The organism is Pseudomonas sp. GW821-FHT07F05 (assembly GCF_059418765.1).
This window is the reverse complement of record NZ_JBWKQL010000009.1, coordinates 20,141-33,525: the sequence shown is the minus strand read 5'-3', so window position 1 is coordinate 33,525 and position 13,385 is coordinate 20,141. Positions and strand designations below refer to the sequence as shown.

13 protein-coding genes are annotated in these 13,385 nt (G+C 61.4%); 4 read left to right on the top strand and 9 right to left on the bottom strand.

What is annotated here, in order from left to right:
* Positions 1 to 16 precede the first annotated feature (16 nt).
* A complete protein-coding gene (locus AC07RO_RS18300) occupies positions 17 to 646 on the top strand; it encodes a DedA family protein (protein ID WP_346627456.1) in 630 nt (209 codons plus the stop codon).
* Positions 647 to 781: 135 nt separating this feature from the next.
* Positions 782 to 1,462: an isoprenoid biosynthesis glyoxalase ElbB gene (elbB, locus tag AC07RO_RS18295; protein WP_495086748.1), complete on the top strand. Its 681-nt coding sequence runs from the start codon at positions 782 to 784 to the stop codon at positions 1,460 to 1,462.
* Between the two features lie 42 nt (positions 1,463 to 1,504).
* On the opposite strand, the gene AC07RO_RS18290 is transcribed toward elbB, so the two are convergent.
* The 4 genes from AC07RO_RS18290 to AC07RO_RS18275 form a co-directional block, all read right to left on the bottom strand.
* Positions 1,505 to 1,987, bottom strand: a complete 483-nt coding sequence (locus AC07RO_RS18290) for a YaiI/YqxD family protein (RefSeq protein ID WP_495008382.1) — start codon at positions 1,985 to 1,987, stop codon at positions 1,505 to 1,507.
* Positions 1,988 to 2,014: 27 nt separating this feature from the next.
* A complete protein-coding gene (locus tag AC07RO_RS18285) occupies positions 2,015 to 3,907 on the bottom strand; it encodes an FTR1 family protein (RefSeq protein WP_495086747.1) in 1,893 nt (630 codons plus the stop codon).
* Between the two features lie 512 nt (positions 3,908 to 4,419).
* A complete protein-coding gene (locus AC07RO_RS18280) occupies positions 4,420 to 5,046 on the bottom strand; it encodes a LysE family transporter (protein ID WP_192171386.1) in 627 nt (208 codons plus the stop codon).
* Between the two features lie 140 nt (positions 5,047 to 5,186).
* Entirely contained in the window at positions 5,187 to 7,097 is a 1,911-nt protein-coding gene (locus AC07RO_RS18275; RefSeq protein ID WP_346629500.1) for an ATP-binding cassette domain-containing protein, read from the bottom strand.
* Between the two features lie 46 nt (positions 7,098 to 7,143).
* Here AC07RO_RS18275 and AC07RO_RS18270 point away from each other — a divergent pair, with 46 nt between their 5' ends.
* Positions 7,144 to 7,611, top strand: a complete 468-nt coding sequence (locus AC07RO_RS18270; protein WP_495086746.1) for a TIGR02444 family protein — start codon at positions 7,144 to 7,146, stop codon at positions 7,609 to 7,611.
* On the opposite strand, the gene AC07RO_RS18265 is transcribed toward AC07RO_RS18270, so the two are convergent.
* Complete coding sequence (locus AC07RO_RS18265) at positions 7,608 to 8,621, bottom strand: AlgP family protein (RefSeq protein WP_346627442.1); 1,014 nt, start codon at positions 8,619 to 8,621, stop codon at positions 7,608 to 7,610. The two genes, AC07RO_RS18270 and AC07RO_RS18265, sit on opposite strands and share 4 nt — an antisense overlap.
* A gap of 179 nt (positions 8,622 to 8,800) precedes the next feature.
* Between AC07RO_RS18265 and AC07RO_RS18260 the strand changes: the two genes are divergently transcribed.
* Positions 8,801 to 9,478 (top strand): FKBP-type peptidyl-prolyl cis-trans isomerase, encoded by a 678-nt coding sequence (locus AC07RO_RS18260; RefSeq protein ID WP_192171390.1) that lies wholly within the window; start codon positions 8,801 to 8,803, stop codon positions 9,476 to 9,478.
* 93 nt (positions 9,479 to 9,571) lie between these two features.
* On the opposite strand, the gene rsd is transcribed toward AC07RO_RS18260, so the two are convergent.
* The 4 genes from rsd to AC07RO_RS18240 all read right to left on the bottom strand — a co-directional run bounded on the left by rsd (position 9,572) and on the right by AC07RO_RS18240 (position 13,378).
* Positions 9,572 to 10,030: a sigma D regulator gene (gene rsd / locus AC07RO_RS18255; protein WP_495086745.1), complete on the bottom strand. Its 459-nt coding sequence runs from the start codon at positions 10,028 to 10,030 to the stop codon at positions 9,572 to 9,574.
* Positions 10,031 to 10,212: 182 nt separating this feature from the next.
* Positions 10,213 to 10,740, bottom strand: coding sequence for a disulfide bond formation protein B (locus AC07RO_RS18250; protein WP_346627440.1), 528 nt, complete (start codon positions 10,738 to 10,740; stop codon positions 10,213 to 10,215).
* Positions 10,741 to 10,991: 251 nt separating this feature from the next.
* Positions 10,992 to 12,239, bottom strand: coding sequence for a heme biosynthesis protein HemY (locus AC07RO_RS18245; protein ID WP_495086744.1), 1,248 nt, complete (start codon positions 12,237 to 12,239; stop codon positions 10,992 to 10,994).
* Complete coding sequence (locus AC07RO_RS18240) at positions 12,236 to 13,378, bottom strand: uroporphyrinogen-III C-methyltransferase (RefSeq protein WP_495086743.1); 1,143 nt, start codon at positions 13,376 to 13,378, stop codon at positions 12,236 to 12,238. The genes AC07RO_RS18245 and AC07RO_RS18240 overlap by 4 nt, the downstream gene beginning before the upstream one ends.
* Positions 13,379 to 13,385: the final 7 nt, after the last annotated feature.

The window sequence follows — 13,385 nt, the reverse complement described above, 5'->3', positions numbered from 1 at the left end:
TTTCGCCAGCACCTAAATAATGCTCCAGCATTTTTTACAAGAATTTGGCTACTTCGCCCTTTTCCTCGGGACCTTTTTTGAAGGCGAGACCATTCTGGTGCTCGCCGGCTTTCTTGCGTTCCGCGGATACATGGATATCAATCTGGTCGTGGTGGTTGCCTTTTTCGGCAGCTACGCAGGCGACCAGCTCTGGTATTTCATGGGGCGCAAGCATGGCCGCAAGCTCCTGGCGCGCAAGCCACGCTGGCAGTTGATGGGCGACCGTGCGCTGGAGCATATCCGCCGCCACCCCGACATCTGGGTGCTGAGCTTCCGCTTTGTGTATGGCTTGCGCACGGTCATGCCGGTTGCCATCGGCTTGTCCGGTTATCCACCGGGGCGCTACCTGTTGCTTAACGGCATCGGCGCGGCGGTATGGGCGGCGGCGTTGGGCGCAGCGGCGTACAAGTTCGGCTCGGTGCTCGAAGGCCTGCTGGGCAATGTCAAGAAATACGAGCTGTGGGTGCTTGGGGCCCTGCTGGTGATTGGCGTGCTGCTGTGGATTCGCCGCCGCATCAAAAACGCACGCATCGCCCGAGAAGAGAAACTGGCCGTCGCGGCCAATGCCGAAGCCAACGTAGAAGCCAGGAACACCCCTGACGAGTAAATCCTCGGCGCATGCCGATGAATCCGGAGACAATCGCTGACGGCGTTGTCCTAGGTTCATGGCTTGCGACAATCAGCGCAATGCTGACCTGCGTAACCGGTGACTGACCGGAGCGCCCGAGAGAGGAACACGCGAATGACCAAAAAAGTGGCCGTTATTCTTTCTGGCTGTGGCGTTTACGACGGCGCGGAAATCCACGAAAGCGTGCTGACGTTGCTGCGCCTCGATCAACGTGGCGCCTCAGTGAAGTGCTTCGCACCGAATATCCCTCAGCACCACGTTATCAATCACCTGACCGGCGAAGAGATGCCCGAGTCGCGCAACGTGCTGATCGAATCAGCCCGCATCGCCCGTGGCGCCATCGAAGACATTCGCGAAGCCGACGTCACTGAGTTCGATGCGCTGATCATCCCCGGCGGCTTCGGTGCAGCGAAAAACCTGTCGAACTTCTCTACCCAAGGCGCTGGCTGCAAGGTCCAGGCAGAAGTGCTGGCGATGGCCGAAGCGTTCGCCGCAGCCGGCAAACCTATCGGGCTTATCTGTGTTTCACCTGCGCTGGCCGCCAAAATCTATGGGCCAGGCGTGACCTGCACGATCGGCAACGACGCCGATACCGCTGCAGCGATCACCCGAATGGGCGGCACCCATCAGGACTGTGAGGTGACGGAAATCGTCGAGGACAAGGACCGCAAGTTGGTGAGCACGCCGGCTTATATGGTCGCCACGTCCATCGGCGAGGCAGCGTCCGGGATCAACAAGCTGGTGGATCGGGTGCTGGAGCTGGTGCAGGAAAACGAGGATCGCCTCCCGGACTGATGCTGGAAAAGGGGCTGGAAGCGGATTGATCGCTCGCCAGCCCTACGGGTTCTCGCCTGCAGGCGCCGAGGGATACTCGCGAGCCAGCCGCGTCAGGATCCGGTCGAGGCAGTTGGCGAAGGCCTGTTTCTCCCGCTCGCCATAGGCGCCCTGCCCGCCACTGGCCTGGCCTTGCTCCCGCAGATCCGTGAAGAGGTTACGCATCGCCAGGCGCTGACCCATGTTCTGCGCATCGAATTCCTTGCCCCGGGGATCGAGCGCTGCAACGCCCTTCTTGACCAGCCGATCAGCCAACGGCACATCGCTGCAGATCACCAGCTCGCCCGGCACGGCGTGCTCCACCAGATAGTCGTCAGCCGCATCCGGCCCGCTGGGTACCACGATCAACTTCACCAGGGTGAGGCTCGGCTTGATCTGGCTCTGCCCCGCCACCAGCACCACCTCATACTTGCGCTTGAGGGCGAACTTGATGACGAGGTCCTTGGCAGCCTTGGGACAGGCGTCGGCATCGATCCAGACGCGCATAAGCGACTCCAATTCCAGAAAATGAATTTATGCGGCGACCGCCCGGCGCTTCTCGGCTATCCGGCTGCGGCCATACAGCACCACAATCGCCAACAGCGCGATGGCTTGCGCGCCGAGGGAATAGGCGTCGGCGTGAATGCCCAGCCAGTCGAATTCGAAGAACGGCACCGGACGCGTCCCGAAAATCCCGGCTTCCTGCAATGCCTTGACGCCATGGCCGGCGAACACCACCGACAGCGCGCACAGCAGCGCGGCATTGATGCCGAAAAACAGCGTCAGCGGCAGTTTCGCCGACCCCCGCAGGATCACCCACGCCAGGCCGACAAGCAGCACCAGCGCCGTGGCGCCTCCGGCCAACACGGCATTGTGGCCGGCGGGGCCTGCCTGCAGCCACAGGGTCTCGTAGAACAGAATGACTTCGAACAGCTCGCGGTAGACCGAGAAGAACGCCAGCACTGCAAAACCGAAACGGCCACCGCCGCCGACCAGACTGCTCTTGATGTAGTCCTGCCAGGCGGCGGCATGACGTCGATCGTGCATCCAAACGCCCAGCCACAGCACCATGACGCTCGCGAACAGCGCGGTCGCGCCTTCCAGCAGTTCGCGCTGCGAACCACTGACATCGATGACGTACGCTGCCAGCGCCCACGTACCCAAGCCTGCCAGCAACGCCAGCCCCCAACCGACGTTGACGCTGCGCACCGCCGATTGCTGACCGGTGTTGCGCAGGAACGCGAGAATGGCGGCGAGCACGAGAATCGCTTCCAGTCCTTCGCGCAGCAGGATCAGCAGACCGGAGATGAAGCTCAATGAGGTGCTCAGGCCATCGCTGCCAAGCAGATCGGCCGATTCCTTGAGCTTGACCTTGGCATCAGCGAGTTTCTGCGCCGCTTGGGCTGCGGGCAGGCCATCCTGAAGCGACTGCCGGTAGGCCATGAGCGCTTTTTCGGTGTCTTTGCGCACGGTGGCATCGACGTTGTCGAGTGAGCTTTCGACCAGCTCGAAACCCTCCAGATACGCCGCGACGGACAGGTCATATGCCTGCTCGCGATCACCGGATTGGTAAGCGGCCAAACTTTTGTCCAGAGTTGCGCTGGTGTAATCGAGCAACTGAGCCGGGCCGCGCTGAACCTGAGGCGGCTGCGCGCGCTGGGCACGGAAGCTGGCAGCGGCTTGCGGCCCATCGCTGGCACCGACTTCAGCCGGTGTCTGCCGCGCCAGATCGGCGAGGTTGTAGGGTTTTTCCTGCTTCGCAACGGAATCCGCACTGAAGCCTGCGATGTAAGTCGCGACGTCCCAACGCTGACGGTCATCCAGCTGGTCCGCGAAGGCAGGCATTTCAGTGCCTTCAATGCCCAGACCGAGGGTGTTGTAGAAGTCGTAGAGACTCAGGCGGTCCAGCCGCGCTGCGTCACGCAGGTTGGATGGCGGTGGTGAAAGGCCAATCCCGGCGGGGCCATCGCCTGCGCCCGCGTCGCCGTGGCACACCGAACAATACTGCGCGTACAAGGGCGAGCCACGTGCGGGATCCGGGGTGATCACCGGCGCCTGACTGACTTCGTATGCCACGGCCAGCTTCGCGCCGAGCTGACGCGCCTGACGAGCCACCTGCGCGCCGTCCTGCTTCAGGTTGACCGCATTCAACAGCGCCGTGACGCCCTGCTCCAGCTCTGCGCGCTCCGGCTTTGCCGGCAGCATTGCGATCGTGCCCTGCAGCGCCGCGAGAAACTCCACCTGCTCGCGGTACTCTGCGTCATCCACGACCTTGCCATCCGCGACCGTCGCCGGGTAGTCCGCCCCGACGTAATCTAGCAGATGCAAAGCCTGAGCCGCGTCCTCGGCAGGCGCTGCGCAGGCCCCGACGCTGAACACGCTCAACAGCACGAGGCTCAGGCAGGTCAATAAGCGGGAGCGGAACATGAGGGTGGATCTCAAATAGGAATGCGAAGGGTTGCCATTGTTCATGTTAGGCGCTGAGGACTCAAGCGCTGCGTTGATGGCTTTGACTCAATTGCAGGACCGGCTTTAGCCGGGAAGACGTCAGTCCCCTTTTAACCATGTTGTCTGACACACCGCCTTCGCGAGCAAGCTCACGCCTACAACTTCGTGTGCGCGCCCGACGTCCGCGCTGGACGCAAATCCCCTGTAGGAGCAATCGAAGGTTGCGACGGTCGCGAACACGGTGGGCCTTTGACGTCAACGGTGACTGACACACCGCTTTCGCGAGCAAGCCTTGTCATTTCCAATGGACGAACGCGATGCTTTTAGTGGGACCGGCTTTAGCCGGGAAGGCGTCAGGTGTCACGCCGCAAAAGTGTCTGGCCGCTTCCCGGCTGAAGCCAGTCCTACGATTGAGGGTGTAAGCCGGTTTCCCAGCCCAGCACAGCCAGTGAGACCGGCCGTGACTAACTGTGAGACGGGCTGTTGCCGAATCAGGCCCGATGCAAGGTGGCGAGAAACGCCGCTGCACTGACGAACAATCCGGCAAAGGTGCGGTTCATCCGGCGTTGCTGCTTGGGGGTTTTAAGGGCGCGGAGCACTTTCGAGGCCAGGCCGGTGTAGCCCGCCATGACGATCAGATCCACGCAGACCATGGTTGCGGCGATGATCAGGTATTGCGGCAGCAGCGGCAGGTGCGTGTCGATGAACTGCGGCAGGATCGCCAGGATGAACACCAGCGCCTTCGGGTTGCTGATGTTCACCAGAAAGCCACGGGCCATTAGCACCAGCGGCTTGCCCACCGGGCGCACAGCCGACTCATCCGCCAGATCGCTTGGCAGCGCACGCCACTGCTTGATACCCAGATACACCAGATAGGCGACGCCGAACCATTTGATCAGAGTAAACGCCAGCGCCGAAGTGGCCAGAACCGCTCCAAGCCCTACGGCGACCACGGCAATCTGCACGACAAGGGCGATCTGCAGGCCGAGCGCGTTCCAGTATCCACGCCAGAAGCCGTATTGCAGTCCGCTGGACATCGAGGCAATAGCGCCCGCGCCAGGAGACAGGCTGATAACCCAGCAAGCGGCGAAGAACCCCAACCATGTTTCGAGCGACATCACACACCTCAGCCAACGAATACCTGCGCCTAAGCTAGTGTTTCCAGGCCTTTAAACGCCAGTCATTTCTGACTGTTGCGGCGACTTGCCAGACAGCTGTTCCGGTCGCCTGCGTTATACGGCCAACGCAGGTGACGCCATCAGGACAACGCTTCCAGCTCGGCCTGCATCGACTCCAGCAATTCCAGTGCTTCCATCCACGCTTCTTCAAGCTCGGACTCACGGGATTTCAGCTTGGCCTGATCGGCCAGCAGGTCGCGCAATTTGTCTCTGTTGGCCGCTTCGTAGATACCGCTGTCGCCCAGGGCGACTTCGATCTTCGCCAGTTTCTCGTGCAACGTGCCGAGCTCCTTTTCAAGCTTGTCGGCTTCGCGCTTATGCGGGGCGAGTTGCTGGCGCAATGCGGCGGCCTGCTGTCGCTGGGCTTTCTTGTCAGTCTTGTCGACATTGACCGGCGTATTGCTGGCCGGTGCATTGCGCAGGCGATAGTCCACCAGCCAACGGGCATAGTCATCCAGGTCGCCATCGAACTCCTGAACCAGGCCATCGGCGACGAGGAGGAAGTTGTCCGTCGTGCTCTTGAGCAAATGCCGGTCGTGAGACACCACCAGCACCGCGCCACTGAACTCCTGAAGCGCCATGGTCAGGGCCAGGCGCATTTCCAGATCCAGGTGGTTGGTCGGTTCGTCGAGCAGCAGCAGGTTGGGTTTATCCCAGGCAATCAGGGCCAATGCCAGCCGCGCTTTTTCGCCGCCGGAGAAATTCAGCACCGGCTCGTCGAGGCGCGCACCACGGAAGTCGAAACCGCCGAGGAAATCCCGCAGCGCCTGCTCGCGTTCGGTGGGCGCAATGCGTTGCAGGTGCAGCAGTGGACTGGCCTTGGCGTCCAGCGAGTCAAGCTGATGCTGGGCGAAATAGCCGACCACCGTGTTTTCGCCACGCACCATGCGCCCGCTCAATGGCTCAAGTTCGCCTGCGAGGTTTTTGATCAGCGTGGATTTACCGGCCCCGTTCGGGCCCAGCAAGCCGATGCGTGCGCCCGGCGTCAGTTGCAGTTTGACCTTCTGCAGGATGGCTTTGTCGCCATAGCCCAAGCGCGCGTCAGACAGATCCATCAGCGGGCTGGAGATCTTGGTCGATTCGCGGAAGGTGAAGTCGAACGGAGAATCGACGTGGGCCGCCGACAGCTCTTCCATTCGCTCAAGCGCCTTGATCCGGCTCTGAGCCTGCTTGGCCTTGGTAGCCTGGGCCTTGAAGCGCGTGATGAATTTCTCCATGTGCGCGCGCTGGGCCTGTTGCTTGTCGTAGGCCTGTTGTTGCTGGGCTAGACGTTCGGCACGGGCGCGCTCGAACGCGCTGTAACCGCCGCGATAAAGCGTGATCTTCTTCTGCTCGACGTGGGCAACGTGATCGACGACCGCATCCAGAAAGTCGCGGTCGTGGGAGATCAGCAGCAGCGTGCCCTGGTAGCTCTTGAGCCAGTCTTCAAGCCAGAGAATGGCATCGAGATCCAGGTGGTTGGTCGGTTCATCGAGCAGCAACAGGTCCGAAGGACACATCAAAGCCTGCGCCAGGTTGAGACGCATCCGCCAGCCACCGGAAAAATCGCTGACCTGGCGCTCCATCTGCTCGTTGGTAAAGCCCAAACCTGCCAGCAACTTGCGCGCCCGCGCGTCGGCCGTGTAGCCATCGGCGCTGTCGAGCTCCGAATGCAGACGTGCTTGCGCGGCGCCGTCCTGGGCGGCCTCGGCAGCCGCGAGGTCATGCTGCACCTGACGCAGACGCAGGTCGCCGTCGAGCACATAATCCACCGCCACACGATCGAGGGTATCGACCTCCTGACGCATGTGGGCGATGCGCCAATCGGCGGGCAGCAGGCAGTCGCCGTTGTCGGGGGTCAATTCACCCCGCAACAGTGCGAACAGGCTGGATTTACCGGCGCCGTTGGCGCCGATCAGGCCGGCTTTCTGGCCGGCGTGCAGGGTCAACTCGGCGTCTTCTAGCAGACGTTGCGGACCACGCTGTAAGGTAAGGCTTTGAAGTCTGATCATAATGGCGGCGGAGTCTACCAGCTTCGCCCAAAACAGGTAGATGACGATGCTTTCGGACCTATGGAGTTTCACCCTCGATTTCTATGCTCGCCCAGGCGTTGAGCAGGCATGTCTCACCCTGCAGGCCAGTGGCGCCAATGTCTGCGCGCTGCTGTGCGGCGTCTGGATGGACCGGCGTGGTGTGCAGTTCGACTCAGAGCGGGCGCGACAAATCGGACAATTGGCCGACCCGTGGCACGAGAAGGTGGTGGGGCCATTGAGGGATGTTCGGACACGCTGGAAGGCCGACGCGGCAGAAGACGAAGAGCTGAAGGCGTTACGCGACAGACTGAAAACCTTGGAGCTCGATGCCGAGCGTGAGCTGCTGGTGCGTCTGCAACGGCTGACCAAAGACTGGCCTGAGCGAGATGCTGAACCTACAGGCGTTTGGCTGGGAGCGCTGGCGGGAGGTGCTGCTCAAGCCAGTCCCGACGCGTTGCAGATTCTGCTTCGCGCCGGGACCGATATCGCTTAGGAAGCGCTGTTCGAGGTCGAATCAGCAGCTGGCGCGGCCGGGGCGGCTGGCGCAGCGGACGCTGCCGGAGCAGCAGGTGCTGGCTTGGCGGTCGCGGAGACAGCAGGCTTGACGGCCGGCTTTGCCGCAGCCTTCGCTGCAACTGGCTTGGCAGTGGCAGGTTTCGACGCTGCTGGCTTGGCAACCGGGCTCGCTTTCGCGGCAGGCTTGGCGGCTACTTTGCTCGCAGCAGGCTTGGCAGCGGCACTGGCGGCCGGCTTTGCAGCAGGCGCTTTAGCCGGAGCAGGTTTGGCAGCGGCCTTTACGGCCGGCTTGGCAGCGGTAGTCTTGGCGGCTGGCTTGGCGACCGGCTTCGCGGCAGTCGAAGTTTTAGCGACTGGCTTGCTTGCGGCGCTGACAGCTGGCTTGGCAGCGGGCGCCTTGCTCGCAGCTGGCTTGGCGGCGACGGTTTTCGCAGTCACTTTGGCAACGGTTTTTTCAGCGACGGCTTTGACTGCAGTTTTAGCGGCAGGCTTGGCCGGGGCCGCTTTAGCAGCAGGTTTTGCAGGTGTTTTTGCAGGAACAGGCTTGGCGGCAGGCTTGGCAGCCGCTTGCACCGGGGCTTTTGCAGCGCGATCGTTCAGCGCTTTGCCAACGGCTTCCTTCACGCGGCCAATGCCTTGGGCCAGCTTCAGGCTTTCCTGAGCATCACGCTTGAGGTTGAGGATATAGCTGCGGGTTTCGGTCTGACGATCTTTCAACGCGTCGAGCAACGACTCGAGCTCGGACACGCTGTCTTTGGCCTTGCCTTGCGCCTTGGCTTTACCGGCGGCAGCAGCGTCCTGCAATTTGGTGCGCGACTTGTGCAGCTTTTCCTGCGCCTTGCCACGTTGTTTCTCGAGTTTGGCGAGCAGTTTTTCAGCGTCAGCCAATGCTTGAGAGCAAGCGTCTTCGAGATGTTCGAGCAGGCTGCTCGAGAGCTGTTGGAGCAAATGCAACGGAGTGTTTACTGGCTTCTTGGTGGCCGACATGACTTACCTCCTGGCTGATTTGAGTGCGGCCATACTAGACCTCCGCCCGCACCGCCGCTAGGGCATCTTGACACTACAATCCCCGCTCTGTTGCAGGACGCCGAAAAACGCGGCAATACCCGTCACGCTCGGGCCTCAGCGCTGGCATAATCGCTCACTTCCCAGGCCGGAGAGCATTCATGTCGCGCTACCTGTTTATGTCGTTGTTCCTCTTGGTACCCCTTGCTCACGCGACCGATGCTCCGGCGTCCGACAACACCCACGATCTTTCCTATAGCCTCGGTGCGAGCCTGGGTGAGCGCCTGCGTCAGGAAGCACCCGACCTGCAGTTGCCCGCGCTGCTTGAAGGTCTGCAGTCGGCGTATCAAGGCAAGCCGCTGGCGATCAAGCAGGAACGCATGGAGCAGATCCTCAGCGACCACGACGCCGCTCTTGCCCAGGCTGAAAACTCCGGCCAGACCGAACCGCAGACTGAAGCGGCGTTGAAGGATGAGCGCAAGTTCATGGACGCCGAGAAGGCCAAACCGGGCGTTCGCCAGCTCGCGGACGGCATCCTGATGACCGAGCTGACACCGGGCAACGGTGCCAAACCCGACATCAATGGCCGTGTGCAGGTGAAGTATGTAGGCCGTCTTCCTGATGGCACGATCTTCGATCAGAGCCAGCAGCCACAATGGTTCCGGCTGGACAGCGTCATCGCCGGCTGGACGACAGCCCTCGCCGACATGCCGGTGGGTGCCAAATGGCGGCTGGTCATCCCCTCGGCCCAAGCGTACGGCGCAGAGGGCGCAGGCGATCTGATCGATCCCTACACGCCGTTGGTGTTCGAAATCGAGCTGCTCGGGGTGTCGCAGTAACGCTGGCAGTGGCTCAGGCTCGTCGGCGGCAGCCCTAAAGACAGACCATAAAAAAGGGTGCCCAAGGCACCCTTTTTTTCATCAGCGTTCTGCTCAGACCTCTGCCTCAATCTGTTCCTTGTGCGCGTTATGCAGCACTTCGATCAGGCAGTCTTCCAGTTCAAAGCGCTCGTGCAGCAAGCCGCCCAATTCCTTGAATGTCTCGGTGACGCATTTGCCTTCGTCGCAGAGATCGTTGAAGGCCAGCAGCTTCTCGGTGATGACGTCGATTCGAGGATAGATCGTGTCAGCCAGCTCGAGGCCACGCTGATCATTGAATGCCTTGGCCTCGCTGGTGAGTTGCTCGTAGATTTCGAAATGACCGGCCGACACGTAATCGACCAGCGTGCCGCAGAAGTCCTGCAGGGGCACGCGCTTTTCAGAGAACGCTCCCGGCTCTGCACCGATGGCATCGTAAGCCTTGATCAGCTCGTTGCGCTCCACCAACCAGCGGTCAATCAGCTTGTGAACCCCACCCCAGCGTTCCTGAGCGTTCTGACAACTTTCCAGCATGATGTTCTCTCTTCCCTTCAGGGGCATGCTGCTTCAAGCGCACTCCAGTTCGGTCCGGGATTGGTCGGTACCGGCCTGGACAAGCGTCGACAGCAGCATTGATCCGATGATGCGTGCGGCCCAGATTATGCCCGCATGACTAGCCCATCAAGGTACGCAGGACACAAAGTTCATACAAGTGTTTAATCCGAAGGCCCTGCATCTATTGATCTGAATCGCCGAAACTCGATAAAGAGGTAGTACAGCGCGAACAGGCAAAGCCCCGAAAATGCCAGCAGGCTCCACTCCGGCAAGCTGATGCCGAACAGCGACCAGTTGATCTCGGAGCACCCCGCACTTCCCGCCAACACCATCAGCATGACCTTCACGTAGGTTTGCGTTTCCAACAGGTAGTGAAGATTTTCAATGCACGCCGCCATGTTCTCGGGCGGCGAAGCCTGCAACCAGACCTGACGTGCCGCGACGCTCGCCCCCAAAGCGGAAAACAGTAAAAGAAAGCCTGCGTAGACACGCCAGCCGGATTTGCCAGGCGCGTGCAGCGCGGCGAGCAGGCAAACAACCGCCGATAACGCCATGAGCACACGCTGAAGCAGACACATCGGGCATGGAGCCGCATCAACCACAGGGCCGAGATAAACCGTCGCTCCCACAATCGATGCGCAGGCCACAAACGCCAGAGAGAACAAGGAGCGCGTACGAGCCAGCTGCATGGAAGATCCGTAACAAAAGACGAAGGCGGCTACGGTAGAGGAAAGCGCGAGTCGCTTTCAAGGCACCCAACGGAGGATATTTCTTTGTTGCTGTAGGTAAATCCCGACGCCGTGTTTAAGACGTTGTACCGATAGCTTGAAGATCTTCTCAACAAGCCACACCGAGCACGGAAAGGTCCTACACGAATCAGGGAAGCAGACACTGAAAAGGCCCGCAGTCGGGCCTCTTCGAGTTGACGCCTCGCCCCAGTCTAAGCGCGTGTCAGCGCTGGCAACGGACGTGCAAGCAAACGCTCATCCAGCAGGCCCAGGCCTTCCTGAAACAGCTGATTGCTGCGATCAGTTTCGCCCAGCTGCGCGAGCAAGCGAGCCAGTTCGGCACACGCTTCCGGGTTGCGCTGCAACCTCAAGCTCGACTCAAGATAATCACGCGCTTTACCCCACAGGCTGCTCTGCAGACACAGACGGCCCAGGGTCAACAGCAAGCCTGGATCATCGGTATGACTTTTCAGCCAACCTTCGGCGGTCTGCAGCTGTTTGGCAGGATCAGCGCCGCGCACCAGTCCATACAAACGCGCAAGGTGGGTGTTGTAATCGCGCTTCATGGCCGTGCGCAAAACCTCTTCGGCCTGCACATCGGCGCCCAGACGTCGCAGCTGTTCGGCGTATGCCAATACCAGCGCAGGCTCCTGGCGCTGGGCCGAGGTCAATTGCTGCCAGGCGTTCTCCAGCGACGGGAGGCCCGTGGCTACGGTATCGCTGTCGGATTCACGATGGGCGGCCAACGAGAGATTCTCGCCCCACGCGCGGCTCTCAAGCTCAGCCAGCTCTTGCGCTGGGAGCACTTTGTCCTTGCGCAGCTCAGGCATCAACCGAATCAACTCCGCCCACTCGCCGCGCTCGCGGTACAGGCGCTGCAACTGGCGCAACACCTGCGGGTTATGCGGATGGCGTTCCTGCATGGCCTGCAGGGTCACCAGCGCGCCGTCGAGATCGCTGCGGTCCACCTGCAACTGTGCGTGGCTCAGCGCAATGGCCAGTTCGGCGTGAGGCTGACGCTCCAGCGCGCGCTCGAGGAGATTGTCGCTTTCCTCATAACGGCCCTGCTCGTTCGCGGCCCGGGCCGCGCCGAGGTAGTAAAGCAGTGGCTGACGTTCCGCCTCGGCAGCGCGATGCAAGTTGCGTTGCGCGCTGGCCCAGCGCCCTTCGGCGAGGTCCAACTGGCCCTGCTCGATCGCGTTTTGCACACGACGGCTTCGGTTGCGACGCGACCAGGGATTGACCACCCCGCCGGAGGTCGTCAGCAATGAGATCAGCACCCGCACCAGCCAAAGAATAAACAGGACGGCGACCAGTATCGCCAGTGCTGCCCAGATGCTCGATTCGTAGCGGAAAGTGTCGTAGGAGATCAGCACGTAACCCGCATGGCGAGAGATCGCGACACCGATCAGCGCCGCGGCCACCACAAGCACGAAGAGGACGACGTAAGCGCGCTTCATGGCTGTTTCCCAGGCTGGGCCTCGTCAGTGCGCTTCTCCAGCGCACCGCCAACAGGCGTATGACGCTGCTCGAGGTAGGCCTGAACCGAAGCCAGGCTTTGCGTCAAATCAGGGGTCGCCACGGAAACTGGCTGTTTGCCCAGCTCATCCAGACGCTGGCCGAGCGCTTTGCTCTGCTGGTTATCGCGATTGAAATTGTCGTCCAGGACGCTGCGCGCCTCAGCCATGGCTTTTTCGTAGACCGGGGCCTGGCCGTTGAGCGCTGCCCATTGCGCCTGCTCGATCGCCAGGCTCAGCGCCAGACGAACCTGGGTCAGGCTCTGGCCAGCCAGCAATGGACGAATATTCTTATCCGCGTGGAAGTCGATTCGCACGAACTGAGAGATCTTGCCCCACCATTTGGCCCAGTAGCTGTCCTCGCTGCCATCGGTCAAACCGAACAGCGAGTCGCCCTTGTCTTGGTATTCCGGCGCCAGCTCGTTCAATTGCGCGACTTGATCACGCACTGCCGCCAGTTGCAGAAACAGACCCGTGCGATCCGGTTGATCGACGCTGCGCAGTGCAGTCAGGCTCTTGGCCAATTGCTCGCGGGCTGCAAATGCGCCGGGATCGTCCTGCTCGCGCAGGATCTCGTCAGCGCCCTGCACCAGTGCGGCAGCACTGTTGATGTCTTGCAGCGCAGACAGCCTCAGGCTCGCCAGGCGCAGCAAATGCTCCGCTTCGGCGAGACGCCAATCCTTGCGGCTGGCGCCGAGCACGGTTTCTACACGCTGGCTCAGGCGCTGCTGATCACCCTGCAACTGCGTGACGAGGCGGCGGCGATCTTCAAGCTCCTGAGCCGGAGGCAATTGCGCCAGACGCGCGGCGATCTGCTGCTCGCTCTGCTTGAGGGCTTGAGTCTGAGAGCCGATGTCCTGCAACTGGCCCGACTGCTCCTGATGACCAGCCTGCATGGCGCGCAGTTGCCAAACGCTCCAGCCGCCAACGGCAACGCCCGCAGCGCCCAGCAACAGGGCCAGTATGGCGAGCCCGTTGCTGCTCCGGCGAGTCGACGGTTCTTTGTACGCTGGATCCGGCAACGGCTCGGATTTGGCCAGTACCGGTTCAACGTCATCTTTTGGCAAGACTGTTTCGCTCACGTGTCCA